The organism is Halomonas sp. Mc5H-6 (genome assembly GCF_024124705.1).
GTDB lineage: Bacteria > Pseudomonadota > Gammaproteobacteria > Pseudomonadales > Halomonadaceae > Vreelandella > Vreelandella subterranea.
Genome location: NZ_JAMXSI010000023.1, coordinates 1 through 19,376, shown reverse-complemented (window position 1 = coordinate 19,376; position 19,376 = coordinate 1). Strand labels below are relative to the sequence as shown.

Annotated in this window: 15 protein-coding genes; 6 read left to right on the top strand and 9 right to left on the bottom strand. The window is 53.0% G+C overall.

Going from position 1 to position 19,376, the window contains the following annotated elements:
- Positions 1-240: 240 nt before the first annotated feature.
- Together NH395_RS18090 and NH395_RS18085 are read left to right on the top strand one after the other, a co-directional pair.
- A complete protein-coding gene (locus NH395_RS18090; protein ID WP_253026865.1) occupies positions 241-1,044 on the top strand; it encodes a hypothetical protein in 804 nt (267 codons plus the stop codon).
- A 46-nt stretch (positions 1,045-1,090) separates the two neighbouring features.
- Entirely contained in the window at positions 1,091-1,519 is a 429-nt protein-coding gene (locus NH395_RS18085; RefSeq protein ID WP_253026863.1) for a hypothetical protein, read from the top strand.
- Between the two features lie 260 nt (positions 1,520-1,779).
- Here the strand turns inward: NH395_RS18085 and NH395_RS18080 are convergent, their stop codons facing one another.
- Positions 1,780-2,661, bottom strand: a complete 882-nt coding sequence (locus NH395_RS18080) for a LysR family transcriptional regulator (protein ID WP_066319289.1) — start codon at positions 2,659-2,661, stop codon at positions 1,780-1,782.
- 109 nt (positions 2,662-2,770) lie between these two features.
- Between NH395_RS18080 and NH395_RS18075 the strand changes: the two genes are divergently transcribed.
- Positions 2,771-3,652, top strand: coding sequence for a hypothetical protein (locus tag NH395_RS18075; protein WP_085919028.1), 882 nt, complete (start codon positions 2,771-2,773; stop codon positions 3,650-3,652).
- Positions 3,653-3,704: 52 nt separating this feature from the next.
- Positions 3,705-4,988, top strand: a complete 1,284-nt coding sequence (locus NH395_RS18070; protein WP_085919027.1) for a Xaa-Pro peptidase family protein — start codon at positions 3,705-3,707, stop codon at positions 4,986-4,988.
- Positions 4,989-5,024: 36 nt separating this feature from the next.
- On the opposite strand, the gene NH395_RS18065 is transcribed toward NH395_RS18070, so the two are convergent.
- From NH395_RS18065 to NH395_RS18035, 7 genes are all read right to left on the bottom strand, one after another.
- The gene (locus NH395_RS18065; protein ID WP_085919026.1) at positions 5,025-5,867 is read right to left on the bottom strand and encodes a nitrilase-related carbon-nitrogen hydrolase; all 843 of its coding nucleotides are present in this window, start codon (positions 5,865-5,867) and stop codon (positions 5,025-5,027) included.
- Positions 5,868-5,953: 86 nt separating this feature from the next.
- Positions 5,954-6,835, bottom strand: a complete 882-nt coding sequence (locus NH395_RS18060; protein ID WP_085919025.1) for a glycine betaine ABC transporter substrate-binding protein — start codon at positions 6,833-6,835, stop codon at positions 5,954-5,956.
- Positions 6,836-6,880: 45 nt separating this feature from the next.
- Positions 6,881-7,612, bottom strand: a complete 732-nt coding sequence (locus NH395_RS18055; RefSeq protein WP_085919024.1) for an ABC transporter permease — start codon at positions 7,610-7,612, stop codon at positions 6,881-6,883.
- A 2-nt stretch (positions 7,613-7,614) separates the two neighbouring features.
- The gene (locus NH395_RS18050; RefSeq protein WP_253026861.1) at positions 7,615-8,775 is read right to left on the bottom strand and encodes an ABC transporter ATP-binding protein; all 1,161 of its coding nucleotides are present in this window, start codon (positions 8,773-8,775) and stop codon (positions 7,615-7,617) included.
- Between the two features lie 42 nt (positions 8,776-8,817).
- Positions 8,818-9,483 (bottom strand): ABC transporter permease, encoded by a 666-nt coding sequence (locus NH395_RS18045; protein ID WP_253026859.1) that lies wholly within the window; start codon positions 9,481-9,483, stop codon positions 8,818-8,820.
- Positions 9,484-9,695: 212 nt separating this feature from the next.
- Entirely contained in the window at positions 9,696-10,820 is a 1,125-nt protein-coding gene (locus NH395_RS18040; RefSeq protein ID WP_253026857.1) for a GGDEF domain-containing protein, read from the bottom strand.
- Positions 10,817-11,335, bottom strand: a complete 519-nt coding sequence (locus NH395_RS18035) for a hypothetical protein (RefSeq protein ID WP_253026855.1) — start codon at positions 11,333-11,335, stop codon at positions 10,817-10,819. The genes NH395_RS18040 and NH395_RS18035 overlap by 4 nt, the downstream gene beginning before the upstream one ends.
- Positions 11,336-11,835: 500 nt before the next feature.
- On the opposite strand from NH395_RS18035, the gene NH395_RS18030 reads away from it, so the two are divergent.
- Positions 11,836-17,223 (top strand): hypothetical protein, encoded by a 5,388-nt coding sequence (locus NH395_RS18030; protein ID WP_253026853.1) that lies wholly within the window; start codon positions 11,836-11,838, stop codon positions 17,221-17,223.
- 266 nt (positions 17,224-17,489) lie between these two features.
- Here the strand turns inward: NH395_RS18030 and NH395_RS18025 are convergent, their stop codons facing one another.
- Positions 17,490-17,825 (bottom strand): YegP family protein, encoded by a 336-nt coding sequence (locus NH395_RS18025; protein ID WP_253026851.1) that lies wholly within the window; start codon positions 17,823-17,825, stop codon positions 17,490-17,492.
- A 467-nt stretch (positions 17,826-18,292) separates the two neighbouring features.
- Between NH395_RS18025 and NH395_RS18020 the strand changes: the two genes are divergently transcribed.
- A complete protein-coding gene (locus NH395_RS18020) occupies positions 18,293-19,177 on the top strand; it encodes a WYL domain-containing protein (RefSeq protein WP_253026849.1) in 885 nt (294 codons plus the stop codon).
- Positions 19,178-19,376 lie beyond the last annotated feature (199 nt).

Here is a 19,376-nt window from a genome sequence, read left to right as displayed (position 1 = left end):
CACCAGACAGGCAGCTTCCTGTTTGAACTCTGGCGTAAAAGATCGTCGTTTCCTGGTCATCTGACACCTCGCTTATGGTGGTGATATTACCACCTACGTTGGTGTCCGGAATCAGTGAACCACTACACATTCGCTTGAATCGCCAGCGCCGGGAAGTGGCTTTTGTAGTAGATCCACTAGGTCGCTTCTGGCTGCCTGCCCCCCCACAATCTTTGGCTCGCCTCGACGGCTAGTCTGGCAGTGACTGCCTCTGGGTTAATGGGCTCCATCGAAATAGGCGAGTGGCTGCGCGGTGCTCGCGAGAGTTTTCCCTTTGGTTTTTTGCTGATGCATGTGGGTGGGTTTGCCTTTTTCTTCGTTTATCCTCCCCTTTACGATCTCATCTGCCGAATCTGCAAGCGTGAGCGCCGTACGGTACTGGTGCCCTGGGAAGATGTGGTAGCTGTGTGTGGCTTCAACCCCAGCTTGGGGCCGGGGGCGATCACCGGTTTTGGCTGGAACTTTGCGCTACTGCCCCCGGATCCAGAGCGCCCTGGCTATACTCTGCCAGGGTCGGGCATTATCGTCGGCGTGGGCGGCCTACCAGGGGCGCTGGCCCAGTGGGAGTACATTCGTCGCTTTATAGAAGAAGGCGCTGATGCTATTACGCCTTCCGCCAAGGAGTGGGGCGTGGAGTGGTACGACGCCTACGTGGCGCGTGAAAAAGCCGAATGCGAGCGTACGAATGACAGCGCCCGCTGGCGGCGCTTTCGGCGCAAGCGGCTATGGGAGCATGCTCGCTTCGCCCACTGGTACACCGAGTACCGCATGAAGCACATCCTGCCTAAAGCCGTGCCCCGTGACTGGCTAGCTGAGTGGTCGAAGCCCTTACCCAAATCCCAATGGGCTAAGCCTTCCCAAGCCGTGAGTGAACTGAGTGAGCACTTGCGCGCCGCTTACCAGCGCGGCGAAAAGTTTGTGGAGATGGGGGATATCGAGAAACGCTTTGGGGTAGACGTGCCTAAGGCACCTCATGCGTCTTACCCCACTCTGCCCTTTAGATAAAACGCACGACCGACATGAGCCATAAGCGAACCCAGATAAGGACATCATGATGCAAAAGGAAAAGTGGCCGTTGGACACGATGGCCGTTCTAACGTGTGAGCCATGTGGCCATCAATGGTCGGCTAATTGGAAAAAGGCCAAAGCAATTCAAGATGAACGCTTGTCGGCTTGCCCCCAGTGCAACCATCAGGGGGAGTTAAGCGAAGAACAGCACACGACTCTTGCGGCTCATTTAGACAATGTCGAGAAGGTCACGAGCAGAGGTTCCACAAGGGTGATGTGGGCAGGTTTAGCCGCCTTCTTAATCGGCATCGGTAGTTTTTTGGGGCTAGTGCCAATTGGCGTGGTCATAGTCGTCATGATCCCCGCTGTGTGGATGATGTTTTCTTCCTCGTCTGAAGCGAAAAAATTAACGCCGATCAGGTTTGCTTTGTCTTCTCCGAAAAGTGAGAAGAAAGCAGATTTCCACCATTGAGCTAAAGGCGCCTGCTTTACCAAGCTATTTATTAAAGCGATATAAAAAGCGGAATTAATGGGGGCATACCAAGGTCCAGTTCCCCTTGGACCGACATCATTCCATCTTCAGTAGCACCCAGGTTTAGAGCCCGCAGTGACTTTATCTTTGTCACAGCGAGTTGCGCGGCTGGCTCTATACCAGGCCCAATCAATCTCAGCTCATTTGCTCAAGCCGCTGTGCGTAACTTGATATCCAGGTCAATAAAAACCAGCGACGTACTAAGGTGCTTCCCTGCCCCCAAGGCAGGCAATCGACTCGTGTTCGGCGACCACGCTTTCAAGGGATTTGCATAACGCCTGAAACGCCTCGCTGGAGTGTCCGGGGCGTTGGTGGAGTTCAATTTCGACATGTCCCAGGTTGGGGAGGCCTTCTTCTTCGGTCACTATCCGGCAGCCCGGCGGCACGCTGCGTGGGGTTTTAACGGTTATCGCCAGTCCATTTTGCACCGGCACGTTGATACCTGTCGGGGATTGGCTGACGTAGCGAAGCTCCCAGCGGGTCTCATCGCGGCCCAGCGCAGATAACGCATGCGCCCTGAAAATGCAGCCCTCGGGATTAAGGGCCAACGGCAGTGTTTGCCATTGCGAAAGTGAGACGTGGTCGGCCATGACCCACACCATCGGCTCCCAGCCAAGCAAGTGACCGGATTGAGTGGGCTTGTGCCTTACCGAGAGCACCACGTCTAATAGCCCTTCCTGAAACCGCTTGACCAGGGTGTCGCTGATATCGCAATGCACTTCTAACTGAATTTGCGGAAACTGGGCCGCAAAGCGTGGCAGCAAGTCGGGCAGGTAGGTAGCGGCCTGTTCTTCCGAAGTGCCCAGCCGAATAAGCTCGCCATGCATTCCGCCCTTCAAAAGATCCTTGGCCTCATCTTCGAGCTTGAGCATATGGCGCGCATAGGGAAGCAGGTGTTCCCCGGCGGCCGTCAACAGAACGCTGCGGCTGGTGCGCTCAAAAAGCGCTTGATGCATCTGGTCTTCAAGCCGCTTGATTTGCAGGCTCATCGCCGATTGAGTTCGATGCAGCACCTTCCCTGCTGCGCTAAACCCTTGGCATTCGGCGACGGTGACAAACGCACGTAGTAAGTCTGTGTCCATGATGAATGAGCCATTTAAATGGGTGTTATCTTAACTATTCATTTCTATTATGGAAGAGCCTTCACTAGCCTGTCCAGATAGGCTTCCAACGCGACAGGAGCGTGACCCCATGACAATAACCGCCGCTAAACAACCCGTGAATGCCCTCGAAGGGCTGATCGACCTTGAGCGCTACCCGCTCAATGAGTTGTCATCGCCGGCAGGAAAAACGTTTATCGCCGATTGCCGTCGCCAACTCGAAGAAGATGGCTGTGTGGTGCTTAAAAACTTTGTTCCTGAAGCCGCATTAGCTCGGCTTGAGCGTGAAACTGAACGACTATCGCCAGACGCCCACTACAACCAGACCGAGACCAATCCGTACAACAGCGACGGTGACGCATCGCTACCCGCCACACACCCCAAAAACCGCTTTGATGATCGGACTAACGGCTTTGTCGCCGGCGACCGCATCGACCATGACACCATTATCCGCCAGGTGTACGAGAATCCCGAATTTCAGCGGTTTATTGGTGCGGTTGTGGGTATCGATGAGATCCACCAATACGCCGATCCCCTGGCCGATCTGGTGGTGAACGTGTTGCGCGAAGGCTGTCAGCACCCCTGGCACTACGACACCAACGAGTTCATCGTCACCATGATGACGCGGCAGTCCCACAGCGGTGGGCGCTTTGAATATGCGCCGGGGATTCGCAACCCCGAGGGTGAGAACTTTGCTGAGGTGGAAAAGGTGATCGATGGTGATCGCTCTCGCTTGAAAGCGCTGGATCTTCAACCGGGCGATTTGCAGATTTTCTTTGGCCGCTATTCGCTCCACCGCGTGACGCCCGTGGTGGGTGACAAAGAGCGCCATACGGTGATTTTCGCCTATGCCAAGGAGCCTGGTTTCGTGGGTCGTCCCGAACGTGCACAGCGCATCTTCGGCCGCATGGCGCCGGTCCATGAGCAGATTCTTAAAGATGGCATGCAGCGCAGCGATAGCCTGGCAGATTAAAGCCGCGTGGCGCTCATTCCGTTCCTGATACCACTCCCAACGCGAGATATTCATGAGCATTGTCGAAAGCGAAAGCCTGACTGATAACGAGCCGGATCACATTCCCGTCGTGCCTTCGGCGCCCATGGCCAACGGCGACAGTATCCCCACGGCGTTTGACCCCAAGCAGCTGCGCGCCGGACGTCTTGAGCGCCTGCGCGCCATGATGGCGGAAGAAGGGTATGCAGCGCTGGTACTGTTTGACCCGAACAACCAGCGCTATGCGACAGGGTCGCGCAATATGTTTGGTTACTTTTTGCGCAACTCCACGCGTTACGTCTACGTGCCGCTGGAAGGGCCCATTATTCTGTTCGAATATCCTGGCAGCGCGCATGTATCCACCTGGCTTGAAACCATCGATGAGGCGCGAACCTCCAAGGTAGTATGGTCGGCGGTGAACCAGCGTGATGGTATGTCATCCGACCCCTTTGGGGTGGAGATTGCTGAGCTGATTGAAGAGCATGGCAAAGGCAACAAAAAGGTCGGTCTGGATCGCTGTGCATTGAATCTGGCGCGGGCATTGGAAGCCCAAGGGCTCGATGTGTATGACTGTATGCAGGACACACTGCACTGTCGACGCATCAAAACGCCCGAGGAAATCGCCTGCCTGGCGCAATCGATGGCCGCCAGTGAAGCCGCTGTCGCCGAAGTCGAAGCGGCGATTAAACCGGGGGTTACCGAAAACGAGCTGTTCGCGATCATGTACGGCGAGGTGATCAGAGGCGGCGGTGAGTTTATCGAGACCCGTCTGCTTTCCTCAGGGCCGCGCACGAACCCCTGGTTTAACGAAGCCAGCGACCGCAAGATTCGCCCGGGTGAATTGGTGGCGCTGGATACCGATACCATCGGCTGCCATGGCTACTACTCGGATTTTTCGCGCACTTTCCATGTCGGGCCCGGCAAACCGACGGCCTATCAGCGCGAGCTTTACGGTATGGCCTACGACCAGGTGCAACATAATATGGGCTTGCTCAAGCCGGGCATCAGCTACAGGGAAATTGCCGAGCAGGCATGGAAAATCCCCGAGCGCTTTATCGACCGCCGTTACCCGTCGATCATTCACGGGGTAGGCATGCACGGCGAGACGCCGCTGGTCGCCCACCACATGGATTTCGACCGTTTCTCCAAGGACGGTATTCTGGAGCCTGGGATGGTAGTGTCGGTAGAAAGCTACATTGGCGAAGTCGGGGCTGCCGATGGCGTCAAGCTGGAAGAAGAGGTGCTGATCACCGAGACCGGCATTGAGCGGCTTTCCCGCTATCCGTTTAACGACGTGTTATTGAACCGCGAAGAGTAGTCGCTTGATCCAGCCGCTGGCGACGCGTCAACGTCGCTAGCGGTATCCCGCCATTAACTCTCTCACCAGCGGGGTGTCGGCGTCGCGGTGGGTGGGCAGTTCAAAGCGCGCCTTGGCAATCGCGGTGCGTGATAGATCCGCGACAATCAGCGCTTCTTCATCATTGGCCTGTGCCAGTGTCTCGCCACTTGGCCCGAGAATGCGCGAGCCGCCCCAGAAGTGGCTGTCGCCTTCCGGCCCGAAGCGGTTCGCCATGATCACGGGCGTGCCGTACGTCATGGCATAAAAGCGTGTATTCAGCGCCCAGTTTTCTTCGTTGGAAAAGTCGTCGCTGACGATGCCGCTGGCGGAGTTGATCGGCGCACAAAGCACCGTGGGGCGGGCGAGCAGGGCTGCATGCACAAGCGCCGGGTTCCATAAGTCGGCGCAAATCAGCTGGGTGGCTGACCAACCCGGGCAGATATCCGTGTGAGTGAGCTCACTGCCATGGGTGAACCACTTGCCTTCCTCAAGTCCTCCATAGGTGGGCAGGTTCAGTTTGCGATGCACGGCGATAAGCTGGCCGTGCTGAAAGATGGCCAGCGCGTTGTAATATTCACCAGGGCTTGCCTCTTCCACGAAACCGACGACGACCTGCATCGGGCCGCAAGCCCGGGCCAGTGTTTGCAGGCGCGGGTCTTCCAGCGGCATTGCCACCTGCATCACGTGGTTTGCCAGGCGATAGCCCGTCAGTGAAAGCTCGGGAAACACCAGCAGTTCGACATCGTCGTGCTGGGCGTCGGCAATCAGTGCCAAATGGCGCTCAAGGTTGTCATTCACCTCGCCAAGCGTGGTATTGATCTGGGCTGCGCCGACGCGAAGGGTGTTTTGATAATGCATTGGGCTTCCCCATTGAAAAAGCCGCTCCATAGGAGCGGCTTTGCTGTGATGGCAATTGGCATTATGCCAATGCTACCCACGAGCGACTAGAGCAGATCATTCTCTTCGAGAAAGCTCTCTGCCACGTCTTCAATCGACACGCGCTCGACATCGACACGGGCGTTCAGCTCGGCCATGGTGGCGTCGTTTAATAGCGCCGACAGGCGGTTCATCTGGTCGGCTAGTTCAGGGTTCGCTTCAAGGGTTTCGGTGCGTACCACCGGGGCGAGGGCGTAGGCCGGGAAGAAGCCCTGGTCGTCTTTGAGGACGTGAAAGTTAAAGGCGGGGATACGCCCGTCGGTGGCGAATACGAGGCCGACGTCGACTTCTTCATCGCGCAGCGCTTGATAGACCAAACCGGTATCCATGCGGCTCACGTCGCTGCGACCCACGCGAAAGTCATAGGCTTCCATGAGCGGCCGCCAGCCGTCTTCACGGGCGTAGAACTCGGCGTTAAGCGCAAAGGTCAGGCCTTCTTCATTGTTGACGGCGTCGGCCAGGTCGGAGAGCGTTTCGATGCCGCGTTCTTCGGCGTCATCCTCGCGCATAGCGAGCGCATAGGTGTTATTGGCATCCGACGGTTCAAGCCAGGTCAGGCCTTTTTCGGCATCGAGTTCTTTCACCCGCTGGTAGGTATCTTCAGGGCTCAGGCTTTCGGTGATGTCGTTATAGTTGATCAGGGACGTGCCGGTGTATTCCCAGTAAAGATCGATCTGGCCGTTTTCCTGTGCTTGACGCAAAACGGCGGAGCCCATGCCGGAGCGGTTATCGACGTCGTAGCCCAGGTTATCCAGGTACTGGGTCGTCATGGTGGAGAGAATCTGCTGCTCGGTAAAGTTCTTGCCGCCAACGCTGATTTCGTTGGCATTAGCCAGCGAGATGCCGCTGGCAAGGGCAATACTGGTCAGTGCGGTAGTTAATGTTTTCATCATCGATTCCTTCTTTTGTTAGTGAAGCGTCAGTCACGGTGATCATCAAGCGCGGCCGGGGTTGACCCCGCGGGGGACAACGAGGAAGGCAATGATCGCAATCAGCGCATCGACCACGATCGCCAATAGCGCGGTCGGAATGGCGCCCGACAGCATCATGACCGGGTCGTACAGATCAATGCCGGTAAAAATCAGCTCGCCAAGGCCGCCCGCGCCAATCAGGAACGCCAGTGGCACCGTGCCCACATTGATGGTGAGTGCGGTGCGCATGCCGGCAAAAATGACGTAGAGAGCATTGGGTAGTTCGACTTTGAAAAGCCGTTGCATGGGGGACATGCCAATGCCTGCCGCCGCTTCCATCAGTGCCGGGTTAACGCCCTTCAGGCCAGCATAGGTATTCCGGGTAATCGGCAGCAGTGTGGCCACGAACAGGCCAAAGACGGCTGGCACCGTGCCAATGCCCAGGAAGCTCATCGATAGTGCAAGGACGGCCAAGGTGGGGATCGTGGTGCCCACGTTGAGTATCTGCATCAATGATTCGGCCACTCGGGCCATACTCGGGCGAGAGAGCACAATACCGAGCGGGATGGCAACGAGAATGGCCAGACTGCCTGACATGGCCGTCAGCCAGATGTGCTGAACCGCCAGATACTGAACATCGGGCAGATACCAGATAAAGTCATCGATGACGCCACTGGACTGACTCCATACACCGGCGAAAAAAATAGCCACCAGCACCAGTGCCTTAAGCGCCCCTTTCATGGATCGAATCGGCATGGTTACTCCTTGATGGCCGGCGATGGCGTGCGGTCATCCCCCTGGCGAGCGCGATATCTCGCGCCTAAGTGGCTGGTCATGGCGCGCTGGGTAATTTGCCCGCACACCGTCCCTTCGTCGTTGACACAGGGGAGCCAGGTCTGGTCGTGGGCAAACATCAGGGATGCGGCTTTACGCAGATCGTCGTCGAGACCCACAACGGCCGGGACGGCCTGGAAATGATCACGGCAGTAGCCCTTTGTGGTGCGCGCGACGGAGCGGCTGACAATCCCGGCGGGCTGCTTGCGGTCATTGACCATCAGAATGGCGTTTTGGTAGCCATAGTTGTCGATCTTGGCCAGCGCGGCTTCCAGCGTATCACCTGGCGATACCGTGCCGATTTCGTCGGTGACAATCTCGCGCACTTTAACCAGGTTCAAACGCTTGAGCGCCCGGTCTTCGCCCAGGAACGATTCCACGAAGGCGTTTTTGGGTGCCGCCAGCAAATCATCGGGCGTGGAGTACTGAACCAGCTTCCCTTCCCGGAAGACCGCCACGCGGTCACCCATTTTGATGGCTTCATCAATGTCGTGGCTGACGAACATGATGGTCTTGTTGAGTTCTTGCTGCATCTTCAGGAACTCGTCTTGAATGACGGCCCGGTTGATGGGGTCGATGGCCCCAAACGGCTCGTCCATCAACATGACCGGCGGGTCAGCGGCCAGCGCGCGGGCAACACCAATGCGTTGCTGCTGGCCGCCCGACAACTCGCTTGGGAAGCGTTTCAGGAAGGCATCGGGCTCCAGCGCGATCATGGCCATCATTTCGCGTGCGCGCGCCTTGTATTTGGCCTTGTCCCAGCCCAGTAGCTTGGGCACGATGGTGATGTTTTCCTCAATGGTCATGTTGGGAAACAGGCCTATCTGCTGGATCACGTAGCCGATATTGCGTCTCAGCGTCTGGGTATCGAGGCCGGTGGTATCGTCGCCATTGATAAACACTTTGCCGGAAGTGGGTTTTACGATCCGGTTGATCATTTTCAGTGTCGTGGTCTTGCCGCAGCCCGATGGCCCCAGCAGGACGCATATTTCTCCCTCAGGCACTTCCATATCGATATGGTCAGCGGCCACCACCGCGCCTTTTGGCGTATCGAACACCTTGGTCAGGCTGTCAAGTCGAATCATAGGGGTGTCTCTTATAGTAGAAATGACGTCAGGAAAGCGGCCTCAGGTCGCGTCGGCCTGGCGGCTCATCCCTTTGGGCGTCAGGCGTTTTTGTATATACAACAGTGAATAATCAACGATAATCGCCAGTACGCTCACGGCAATCGCGCCGACGATCAGCTGACGCGGGTCTGACTGTGAAATGCCACGGCTGATGAAAGTACCCAAACCCCCAGCGCCGATGTACGCTGCAATCGCCATCACGCCGATATTGAGGACCACGGCCGTTCGAACCCCGGCCATGATGACCGGTATAGCGAGTGGGATCTCGACCATACGCAGGCGTTGATTGGGGCTCATGCCAATACCTCTAGCCGCTTCCCGCAACGCGGGGTTCACATTGTTGATCGCGGTGTAGGTGTTACGAATGATGGGCAACTGGGAATAGAGCAGTACCGCGATAACCGCAGGTACGTAGCCGATGCCGTGTCCTATCAGCGATAGCACCGGAATCATGATGCCGAACAGCGCGATTGACGGGATGGTGACGATAATCGAGGCCAGGTACAGCACCCCTTGAGCCAAGCGCTCGTTTTTGGTGATCGCAATGCCGATGGGCACACCCGTCAATGTCGCAATGCCGACAGCAACACCGACAAGGGCAATATGCTCCAACGTTCGCGACAGCAGCAGGCCCGCACTGTCCAGGGCATATAAAAGTATTTCCAAGCGCAGCCTCCTTATTATAAAAATGAATAATGGCCAGAGCGCGGTCCGCCAGGAGGCATCGCGCCTGCTTGCCTTTATGGAGAGGTTTAGCTTACCAAAAGGGTGGCGTGATTATCGGGAATTGGCATGACGATGCGAAATAGGCTGAATTTGGGGTTTTTATATGACCTGGTTTGGTTTGCAGGAGGCGTTACCGTTGCTGAAAGATGACGTCAGTCTACGACGACACGGTTTCGCCCGCTGGTCTTGGCTTCGTAGAGGGCCTGGTCAGCGCGTCCATAAAGATGATCAAAAGAAGTGTCTTGATTGTTGGCAGTTGCCAGCCCCAGGCTCACCGTCACGGCAGTGGGCACGCCAAGTTCTTGATGAGATAGCCCTGCCACTCGCTTACGTATCCGTTCAACCACTTCCAGGGCACCTTCGGCATTGGTTTCAGGCATGAGGACACAGAACTCTTCACCTCCCAGACGCGCAACAATATCCGCCTTTCTGACTTCGTCACAGAGTGCGTCGGCAAATGCCCGTAGCACTTGGTCGCCAGCAGGGTGGCCAAAGTTGTCATTCACGCGCTTGAAGTGGTCAAGGTCGAGCAGGGCCATGCTAAAGGGAAGCCCGCTGCGTTGGCTCTGTTCGAATAAAAGCTCGGTGAAATTAAGCATGTAACGACGATTGCCGAGCCCGGTGAGTTCGTCCATCAGGCTGAGCTTGAGCACTTTTTTATGCTGATGATGCAAGCGTATTAATGCCAACATAAGGCCGCCAGCCAAAAGCAGGATCACAAGTATCAGGATGGCGATGCCTACCGCCAGACGGTCCATCACAATACGTTGTTTGGCGGCTTCAGAATGTAAAAGATGACTGAGCTTGCTATAGGCTTGAGCCATGTCATTTTCAATGGTCAAGCCTTGTTGAATCAGCTGATCAGGAGGCTCGCCAGACGCGACCTCATCCAACGCCTGCTTTATGTCGGGAAGCCTCTCTTTAACACTATTTAAGCGATTTAAATAGGACTCATAGCTGCCAGGCGCTAGTCGACTCTGGCTGAGTCCAAAGGTGACACCTTCAATATGCCGTGGAATGCGCCAAAGCAAGTTGTCGAAGCGCTCTATAAGCTGATTATCCTGTGGCTGCTCGCGGAACTCGTTCAATGTGGAGCGTAACAGAGTGGTGTGCAGCTGCGGGCGGACGACATCGGCGACGAGCGCAGTGTAGTTTGCTCCTAGGTGCTGGCGCGCATGGAATAAGTAGACCCCTACCGCGATTGCGCTGATGCCAGCGAGCAGAGTGAACCCAAGGCCCAACTGCCAGCCAAGCGACCGGTCAAAGCGTAGCTTCATTGTTGAAGGTATATATCTTTAATCGACCATATCCATGGCGTCATGCTTTCAGTTCCCGCCTCGACGGCTTCAGCATCTTCGGGAATGACCAGCATCGTAGGGCCAAACTCGTTCCGAGTCAGTGACTTGCCGTCTAGCCTGGTGACGAGAAGGTAACGTTTGGCTGCCCGGTCTTCAGGCGTTATGAAGGTCGTGTAATCATCATGCGCAATGAAGCGTAATGTCGCTGAAACATCAATCCCCTGAGCCTCGAGGAAGTCGTCAAGCCAGACACCCGCAAAACTCCCTTTCGGCCCTTCAAAATGTTGCAGGACCACTTCATACAGAGGTGACTGCTCGATTGCTGCTCGACTAATGGGGCGGTGTACATCGGCACTGTGCAGTGTGAGAACTGGTGATGCATCTGTTGATGGTGAAAGCGCGCTCGATGTGACCTCGGCCGCAGGGACTGGCGCGGCAAACACACCAGCCGCAAAGGCCATCATCATGAGTATTTTTCGTACGGGAGCAAACATGACTGAGACTCTTAATTATGATTGTTATTAAACATACAGTGCTTCTAACAGAGTCGTCTAGCCCTTCTGTATGGTTGGCAATGCCAGGTCAGTAAACAACAAATAGAAGGTTGTGAGTCTGCTAATCTAGTTGCCACGCATTATACACGCATTATAAGAGGTATAGATAATGGCAAGCGATAAACCAACGAGGAGGGTGAAAACCGGAAAGGTCCATTGGTGTTTCAAAGAAAGCGGGGTCTAATTAAGGAAAGAAAAGGCTGTAAGTTGCCTATTGGTCAAAGTAGGATGGCCAACCCCAACAAACAAAAAAGGCAGATCAGTAAATTACTGATCTGCCTTTCAAAAAATTGGTAGCGGGGACCGGATTTGAACCGATGACGGTTATGAGACTGATGATATAGGGACAGCTATTTTGTCCTTAAATAGCATAAAAATGCTTTAAACCTTATGATAGAGCGGTTTTCGGCAAATGCCGCTTCTGGACGTAAGGTGCATTAATGTCACAAGAGGTCGTGGGAAATTGTCACAGCAAGCAGATGGAAGCGTTGACCGTCAGTCTCGGGAAGCGGTATCGCAAGTTGATAGCGTGGGCGCAGGAAGATGGCTTGCTGGATGTGCTCCAGGTGATTTATTACGCGCTGGGGCTAAGCCCCCGCAATGATGCGATTTCCAATTTGGTACGAGAGTTCTCACACCCTGAGTCGGTCGAGGTTCTGTCTGTTTGGGCGGGCGACCCGGTCGTCGACGAGCTGAAACGGTTTGTTGATACATTTAGTGCTTCTCACCACATTTCTCGTGAATATCCTGTCGCAGCCCACGTCGGTGATGTAGAGCAAAATAAGCGTCAGTTTCAAGAAGGTGGAGTCACAAATAAAACCTTTCTGATCACGTTGATTACCAATCCCCAGGCACCAGCAAGTAACGAACAGCTTTTGCTTTGGCGTCGCCTATTGCGCTTGTGGCTGGTCGTACATGCATCGCATCGTATTGCTCATCAAAAATGCATCGCGGATCGCAATATTAGCGATGCGGCGAGATTTATGACTCTCGGCCCCTACGATGAAAAGTGGCGGATGATAGACATGTTATTGCGGCGGTGCCGTAATTTTGTGGGGGATCACGAACCTACGCTGGAGCGTGTTAACGACGCGTTCATTTTTGCTGTCAATGAAATACGACTAGATTACTCAGACAGCAGAGCGGTTAATCGTTTTTTTAATTCGATCACTCGTATTGCGCGCAACGAAGTGGCTCCCATCAATAATGAGGCCACGGCACCGCTATTAAGCATTGATCGATTTGTAAAGCCTGCTGTCTCGGTAGTCCGACACGTTGAAGAGGGCGAAGACACCGAATATCAGTTTTATGCCTATCAGCCCGAGCCGGGATCGGAGCTAGATCCAGAAGAAGATGAAGGCACTTATGTTGCAACAGTTGATCCTTCAGAGAGTAGCGCCGAACAGCGATTGGCGAGCCGCAGCTATTTTGTGCAAACGGCGGAAGCGTCGCATTTCTTGCCATGGAGTTGGGAAAAGCTTTTACCACCAGAGAAAGAGATTTTGCTGGGCTGGATAGACCAGGGGCTTTGCTCCTCTGACCCAGTAGATCAGCTCGGTGCCGTGATGGTTTGGCTGTCAGTCCAATTTTCGCGTTCCCTTCATTTTACTGTGCAATTTCGGATTGATGATGCCCACGGAGATGAATGGACATTGGCACAAGATTTTTCCTCTATTGCGCGGACATCTCCGCGGCGGGCGAATGCTTGGCAAGGTAGTGGCAAAGCAATTGAGTATATCCGCCCGTTAGAAGAGACGCTTGCCATTGAGCTACCTGCCCAAATAACCAATGTTCTTCAGCAGAGGGCCAGCCAGATAAAAACCTCTCTGGCTATGCTAGGCGATCTATGGGAAGACGCACTCCCGCTGGAGCGTTGGTTTTATCAGCAGGCACAATTACATTTTCCCCGCGTAACGAGCGCTAAGCTGGCACATGTTTGGGGGCAGGTTGTGTTTGATAACGCTCAAGATCCGCATTTGTCGCGACTATTAACCGCTCACCCCAATGCGGGGCTGCCTGGTGCATCCAGCTATGCAACATGGGATATCACCGCTATCGAAACAGGGCTGGCTTTGCCTCTGACCGCTTCTAGACCTTTTCCGCCCAGCGTCAATCTCATAGGTAGCCGCCTTTCGCCGATAACGTCCTTATTGCGGCAAGAGATAGTAAAGGCTCGAGCTACCGTCGAAGCGAGCGCAGAAGCAGGGTTCATTCACTACCATAATGCACTGGCCCAATACTGTGTGATGGGGCTCTATGCAGCTTCGGGTGGCCGATTCCTCAGAGATCCATTTGAGTCACTGCAGCATTTTAATATCTCAGCACGCTGCTTATATCTGAACGATAAAATGGATCAGGGACGTCGAAGCAGTCGAGTGGTGCCACTGCCAACTCGGGCCATCGAGCTTGTGCAGTGCTATATCAACCATTTGCAGTCACTGGCTACAGCGCTAGTTGATGCCAACACTGCGCTAGCTGATGAAATACACAAAGCACTGGCCGGCGAGGGCACATCTGCCCTTCCGTTTTTCTTCTTACTAGATGAGAGCCTGGTGTGGGATTCCATGTCGACCATGGATTTACCCAGTGTGCCCTTATTTCAATGGCACTTGCCCAGCAATGTGTTCCGCCATCGCTATGCTCAACAATTACGCTATTTAGGCGTACCCGCAGAAATAGTAGACGGCTGGATGGGGCATGCGGAACGGAGTGTGGCGACCTACGGGGACTACTCGCCGCGTTGCTGGAGAGACGATGCTGACGCCTATGCTAGTGCCGTCGAGACCGCGTTCAATGACCTGGAGTTCTCGCTTCCGGCTGCGCCTTCGACACTACCTTCGGCGCCTCTTAAAGCCCCCGATGGTGTTGGTGACATTCAAAAAGCATCAACCACGCGGCTTTTTGGGCAACGCCTACGAGAAAAAGAGCGTCGTCACACGATTAAACGCGAACACGAAAGAGCTTATGCGGATATTGGCGTTTATTTAGGGCATAGGACACTGTCAGATATTCAACAAGCAGACGTCGATACGTTGGTTCAGCGCATGCTGCACCGGAATAATTCAGTCATACATCCTTATGCGTCACTACGCCTTTCGGTTTTGCTGCGACGCTTGGAAGAAGCAGGTAGTCGATATCAATACGTCATTAACAAGCGCGTCGCTGAAGCCTCAGCAGAGAAATCACTCGTCACGGCACAAGCTGTTAAGGCCATTTCGTTATTACCGAGCCTTGAGCTTTGGGCAGAGAGTCTTCGTAAAAAGGGGCTGAAAGCGCAGTTTTCCAAGCTCGGTGCGCTGAGCGTCGGCGCGTTGTTGTTATGCTTGGAAAAGCGCATCAGCTATCAACGTATGTTGTTTGATGTGGCACGAGGGCGAAACTACCGACTTATTCAGCATCGGCAAGATTATCTTCTGGAATATAGTGAAAGCCTAGACGTGACGAACCACCGTGCCCCCGTTCAGCGGCACCGAATTAGCTATAAAACGGCGTCTTTGTTGGCGGCCGGGCAAGGCATTCAAAAAGAGGTCGATCTCAGCCAAGTCAGGTTCCCTGACAATTTATTCCCTCCTCCAGAACCACTGAATGCAGGCTTGCCGAATGTGACGGAGGCCAATGTTCAAGCGGTATTGACCACGCTGAGTGGGCTGATTAGCCAAGCCAATTTACTGACGCTACCCGGCGTGGTTGCTGGGGCATTAGCAGGGCGTATACCCTCGACAAGCCTACCGTTAGTCGATGAATTGCGCATTCGAGATGGCGTAAGGTTAGCGTTTCCTTCCAACAATGACGCGCTCGACGGCGAAGAGCTGAATTTATCGACTAATGTGACGCCTGGCTGGCGGAATATCAGTAACGTCGAGCAGCAAGAAAATGCGAATCGGCTTTATGCTGAGGTGCAAGACGTTTTAAAAGGGTACACAAAACGGCAATCGCGACGGGCGGCGTCACAGCTTGACAAGTTATCTAAAGGATACGAAAGGCAGGTGAGTGCTTGCGTCATACTGCTAGTTCGTTGGATAAGCTTCCTCATGCGGCGGGGCAAAGTCGGAAAGCAAAACGACTATGCACAAAGCTCATTAACGCGCTATTTCTCGTCATTGAAGACGGCATTCGCTGAGTTTGGCTACCAAACAAATCTAGTCGATCACGATGAAGAGGAAGTGACGGCGCTTTATGCGAAAATGCTGACATTTGTGGAGCTGGCATCACAAGATGCAACATATTTTAGCCATCGGTTACGCGATTTTCATTCCTGGGCTGAAACGTTAGGAGTGGCAAGCCCCGACTGGCAAGAGCTATCAGTAGAGGATGATCGGCGCAGCGTGCGTCCAGGTATGTTGGTACAAAACGAGTACTTAGGGTGTCAGACCGCGCTACTCGCGAAATGGAAACACCATAGTGATGAAAAATTTTTGCTACTAGGCTTCGTGTTATTACTCACTTTTCGCTTTGGTTTACGAGCACAGGAGGCGATTGGACTCCAGCGTAACGATTGGTGTGAGTATCAAAGCACACGTTGGGTACTGGTACGCGATAATCCCCAGCGTAAACTAAAAAGTCTGTCGAGCCGCCGCGCGGTTCCTTTGCTTTTTGCCCTGGATGAAATAGAGGAAAACATCCTCCAGCATGTTTTTAGCCGTTTTACCTCATTGGCAGGTAATGACACAAAACGACCTATCTTGTGCGAGATTTACGAAAGCCAGACGCGGCTGATCTCTTGGGCGCTGCAGGTCAGTCCGGTTTTAATTCAGTTGCTTCGTCATGGGACATCAAGTGACGGATTGACGCTGCACCACTGTCGGCATGCTTTTTATAATACCCTTGCGCCTTCTTTATTCGGTATGCAAACAGCGCTAACCCGGTCGGTCACTGATGGTATCGATGCGCGAACAATACGCCAACAAGTATTGGGCGCCAATCACTCCGTATCACGTCGTAGCGGCATGGCAATGGCTAGGTTGATGGGCCACCAGCACCCGCGTATAGGTTTGTTGAACTATAGCCACTGTTTGTTTGACTGGGCTGATCAGCTAACGCCCGTGCGTCATCAGCGGGCAAGAAAAATTGCTGGTGTTCTACACACTGACGACTTGTTGCGCCTCAAAGCCTCTGAGCTTGATCAAGTCGATTTTACCGTGCGGTATGAAGAGTTAAGCTTCATGACTCTCTGGAAATTGCTGCGGCTTGTAGGGCTGGGCATGAGCTATGAGCGTGCAGGACGACAAGTGAATATCAGACCAGAAGACGTTGATGTGATTGCAAAAGTAGTTCGTCAAGCCGAATCACATATGCGGTTCAAGCTTAGAAATAGTAGTGATAGCTGGGTTAATGGAGAAAGCCATCCCCATATTTTATTAAGAAGCTTAGGCGAAAAAGCATGGCGCCGTTTTTTTGAACATATTGAAAAGATAAAGGACAGTGACTTAGTTAATAAAGGCGACTATGTGAGCTTAAGTGAATTGCCTTTTTTAATTAGTAAAAATCGCCAGCTGTTAATTAGCCACGAACAGCACCTGAGGCTAGTTATGAAGGCGTTTTTACTTTTTGGTGTGTCTAGGGAAGATATACAAGTCGCTACTAGGAATATACCAAAAGCTATCAGTGATGAATTAAAAGAAAATGGGTTGTATAAAAACGAAGCTGCCAGCGGCTTCCAGATCGACCCGTTTCCCATTGTGGTAGCGGGCGTATTGGATCGTCGTCAGCAATACGCTGCCCTTCGCCTCAACAGGTTATCGTTTGGCATCGTGCGCAATAGCCATGAGCTCGCCGTTGCGGTTTTGGCATGCGGCCTTTTCGGGGCAATAGCCCCCAATACTAGTTAAATTGTTGTGAGTACTCTATGAACCGAGCTATCCAAGCTAAATTGCGGTTATGCTAATCTTATCGTAACCGAAGGACTGGTTGCCCAGTCGACTTCACCCAGCGTTGCCAATGCCCCGTAAGCGATCTATAGCCTGATGGGAACAGCCAAGGCTAGCGGTCGCTCGTCTGAAGCGAACTTGAATAGACGGGACTTGTGATCACATACAAAAATACCGCCTTAAGAGTAAGGCGGTATTAGCAAGTACTGCTTACCAGTTGGGACGATCTAGGTTAAATCTGACTCCGGTGCTGAAGGGCCGTTCGTTTTCACAGAGGAGATGCCAGCATCCCTTGAGCTTGTCGAGGAGTACATCTGACTTGCCCCGATAATTTGGCCATTAGAAGCCTTGAGAACAAAATAAGGGCTTCCGCTGGTCGATGTTTTCCGCTCGTAATACTGGTCAAATGGACTATGTTGTCGAACTGAGTCGACGCCATTCTGGGCACCAGCTTTGTTTTGGTACCCCTCACTTTGCAGAATGATCTCGCCATTTCCTGCTTTAAGTCGAAAATAGTACTGTGAATTAAGAGTGCTACGGAAAATTTCGTATTTAGCGGACATATTAACGTGTCTCCTTTCGAACGCCTTTAAATGGACGGTTATCGGATTTTACATCCATGAAACGCCCGGTCTCGGTACTGCGCTTCACCCATGTGCCGTTGCTCATTTGAGTTTGAGATCGTTGGCGTACTGCGCCTACTCGCTTGTTGTCGCCATATGGACGATTGACTGCCATGACTGCTCACCTCTTTAGATCAGTCGTTTACATATTCGCCATACAGCAGTAGAATGCCCGCCGTTCAGAGCTGCTCTCTACTGCCAATGGCAGTTCAGGTGCACTAATTAACCCGATCAGCACAATGTTGTTCGGGTTTTTTAGTACACATCGCCAATGGTAATCAAAATGATGCGAGTCGTCAATATGATCGCTAGCGTCAATATTGTTTGCACCTAGGGCGTGCCCATCCTATATTGGGATAGGTGTGAAGGTAGACCGCTTGGCTTTAAGTACATTAGGGAGAGGGGATATGAACATAGCGCCATTTGAAGGCGTCCCTGGTCAACAGCTGGAAAGGTTAGCGCATATTGAGTTTTTGGTTTATTTCACCGGGAAAGTCACTCGCAAAGACATCATGTCCCGATTTGGTGTGAGTTCAGCAGCAGCCACCCGCGACTTGAGCACCTACATTGATAGCGCTCCAGATAACATAGTGTATGACCCAAGGCAGAAGCATTATGTGGCAACAAACAAATTCCAGTGCTTGCTGCCTCTCTCGGCGGAGAAGTGTCTATCCACGCTTACCAGCGGTTTTGGTGACGTTATGGATGGTCTTGAAGACTTTCGCTGCGCCTATCACATCGTCCTTGAAGAGCCTGAGCTAGATATTACAGCCACGTTCTCACGGGCCATTTCGTTGGCTAGGCCAGTGGAAGTCGAGTATGTTTCTACATCGAGTGGATTCTCAACCCGCGTAATCTGTCCGCATTCGTTAATGAATAATGGGTTGAGATGGCACGTCCGTGCTTATGACAGGAAAAGAGAAAAATTCTCGGATTTCGTGCTGAATCGAGTGGTATCCACTAAATTGCTTTATAAAGATGTGTTTAAGAAAAATGAGGTGTTGGATAAAGATGTAGATTGGGTTGAAGAGGTTGAGTTAGTTATTCAGCCTCACCCACGCCTGCCAAAGAATAGCCAGTGGGCAGTAGAAAAAGAATTTGGAATGGAAGGTGGCTTACTTATAAAAAAGGTGCGAAAAGCACAAGCAGGCTACCTTCTCAATAGTTGGAATGTTGATTCGACTATTGGGGCTGAATTGAAAGGTCGTCACGTTTTTCTCCACTTGAAAAATGCTAAAGCCCTCGAAAAAATGAAAATTGATAGTCTCTTTTTAGCACCAAGTTTGGATTAGTGTCGGGCTGGCCAAGGAGTTAGAGGCCGCCGTAATACTGCTGAGTGATAAGTCGACTCGGTTTCCGACTCAGCTAGGGAAGGTCTGAATAACTGCCGATTATCGCCAATCGCGGTTTGAGTCGACAAAAAATCAAAGATTCAGACACGCTTCTCCCGTTATGTGTGTGTTTTTTGCCCGTTTCCCGCCTTTTAGGCGG

Coding starts and splice junctions, on each gene's coding strand:
- NH395_RS18085 (WP_253026863.1), top strand. CDS start 1,091: ATGATGCAAAAGGAAAAGTGGCCGTTGGACACGATGGCCGTTCTAACG.
- NH395_RS18080 (WP_066319289.1), bottom strand. CDS start 2,661: ATGGACACAGACTTACTACGTGCGTTTGTCACCGTCGCCGAATGCCAA.
- NH395_RS18075 (WP_085919028.1), top strand. CDS start 2,771: ATGACAATAACCGCCGCTAAACAACCCGTGAATGCCCTCGAAGGGCTG.
- NH395_RS18070 (WP_085919027.1), top strand. CDS start 3,705: ATGAGCATTGTCGAAAGCGAAAGCCTGACTGATAACGAGCCGGATCAC.
- NH395_RS18065 (WP_085919026.1), bottom strand. CDS start 5,867: ATGCATTATCAAAACACCCTTCGCGTCGGCGCAGCCCAGATCAATACC.
- NH395_RS18060 (WP_085919025.1), bottom strand. CDS start 6,835: ATGAAAACATTAACTACCGCACTGACCAGTATTGCCCTTGCCAGCGGC.
- NH395_RS18055 (WP_085919024.1), bottom strand. CDS start 7,612: ATGCCGATTCGATCCATGAAAGGGGCGCTTAAGGCACTGGTGCTGGTG.
- NH395_RS18050 (WP_253026861.1), bottom strand. CDS start 8,775: ATGATTCGACTTGACAGCCTGACCAAGGTGTTCGATACGCCAAAAGGC.
- NH395_RS18040 (WP_253026857.1), bottom strand. CDS start 10,820: ATGAAGCTACGCTTTGACCGGTCGCTTGGCTGGCAGTTGGGCCTTGGG.
- NH395_RS18035 (WP_253026855.1), bottom strand. CDS start 11,335: ATGTTTGCTCCCGTACGAAAAATACTCATGATGATGGCCTTTGCGGCT.
- NH395_RS18030 (WP_253026853.1), top strand. CDS start 11,836: ATGTCACAAGAGGTCGTGGGAAATTGTCACAGCAAGCAGATGGAAGCG.
- NH395_RS18025 (WP_253026851.1), bottom strand. CDS start 17,825: ATGTCCGCTAAATACGAAATTTTCCGTAGCACTCTTAATTCACAGTAC.
- NH395_RS18020 (WP_253026849.1), top strand. CDS start 18,293: ATGAACATAGCGCCATTTGAAGGCGTCCCTGGTCAACAGCTGGAAAGG.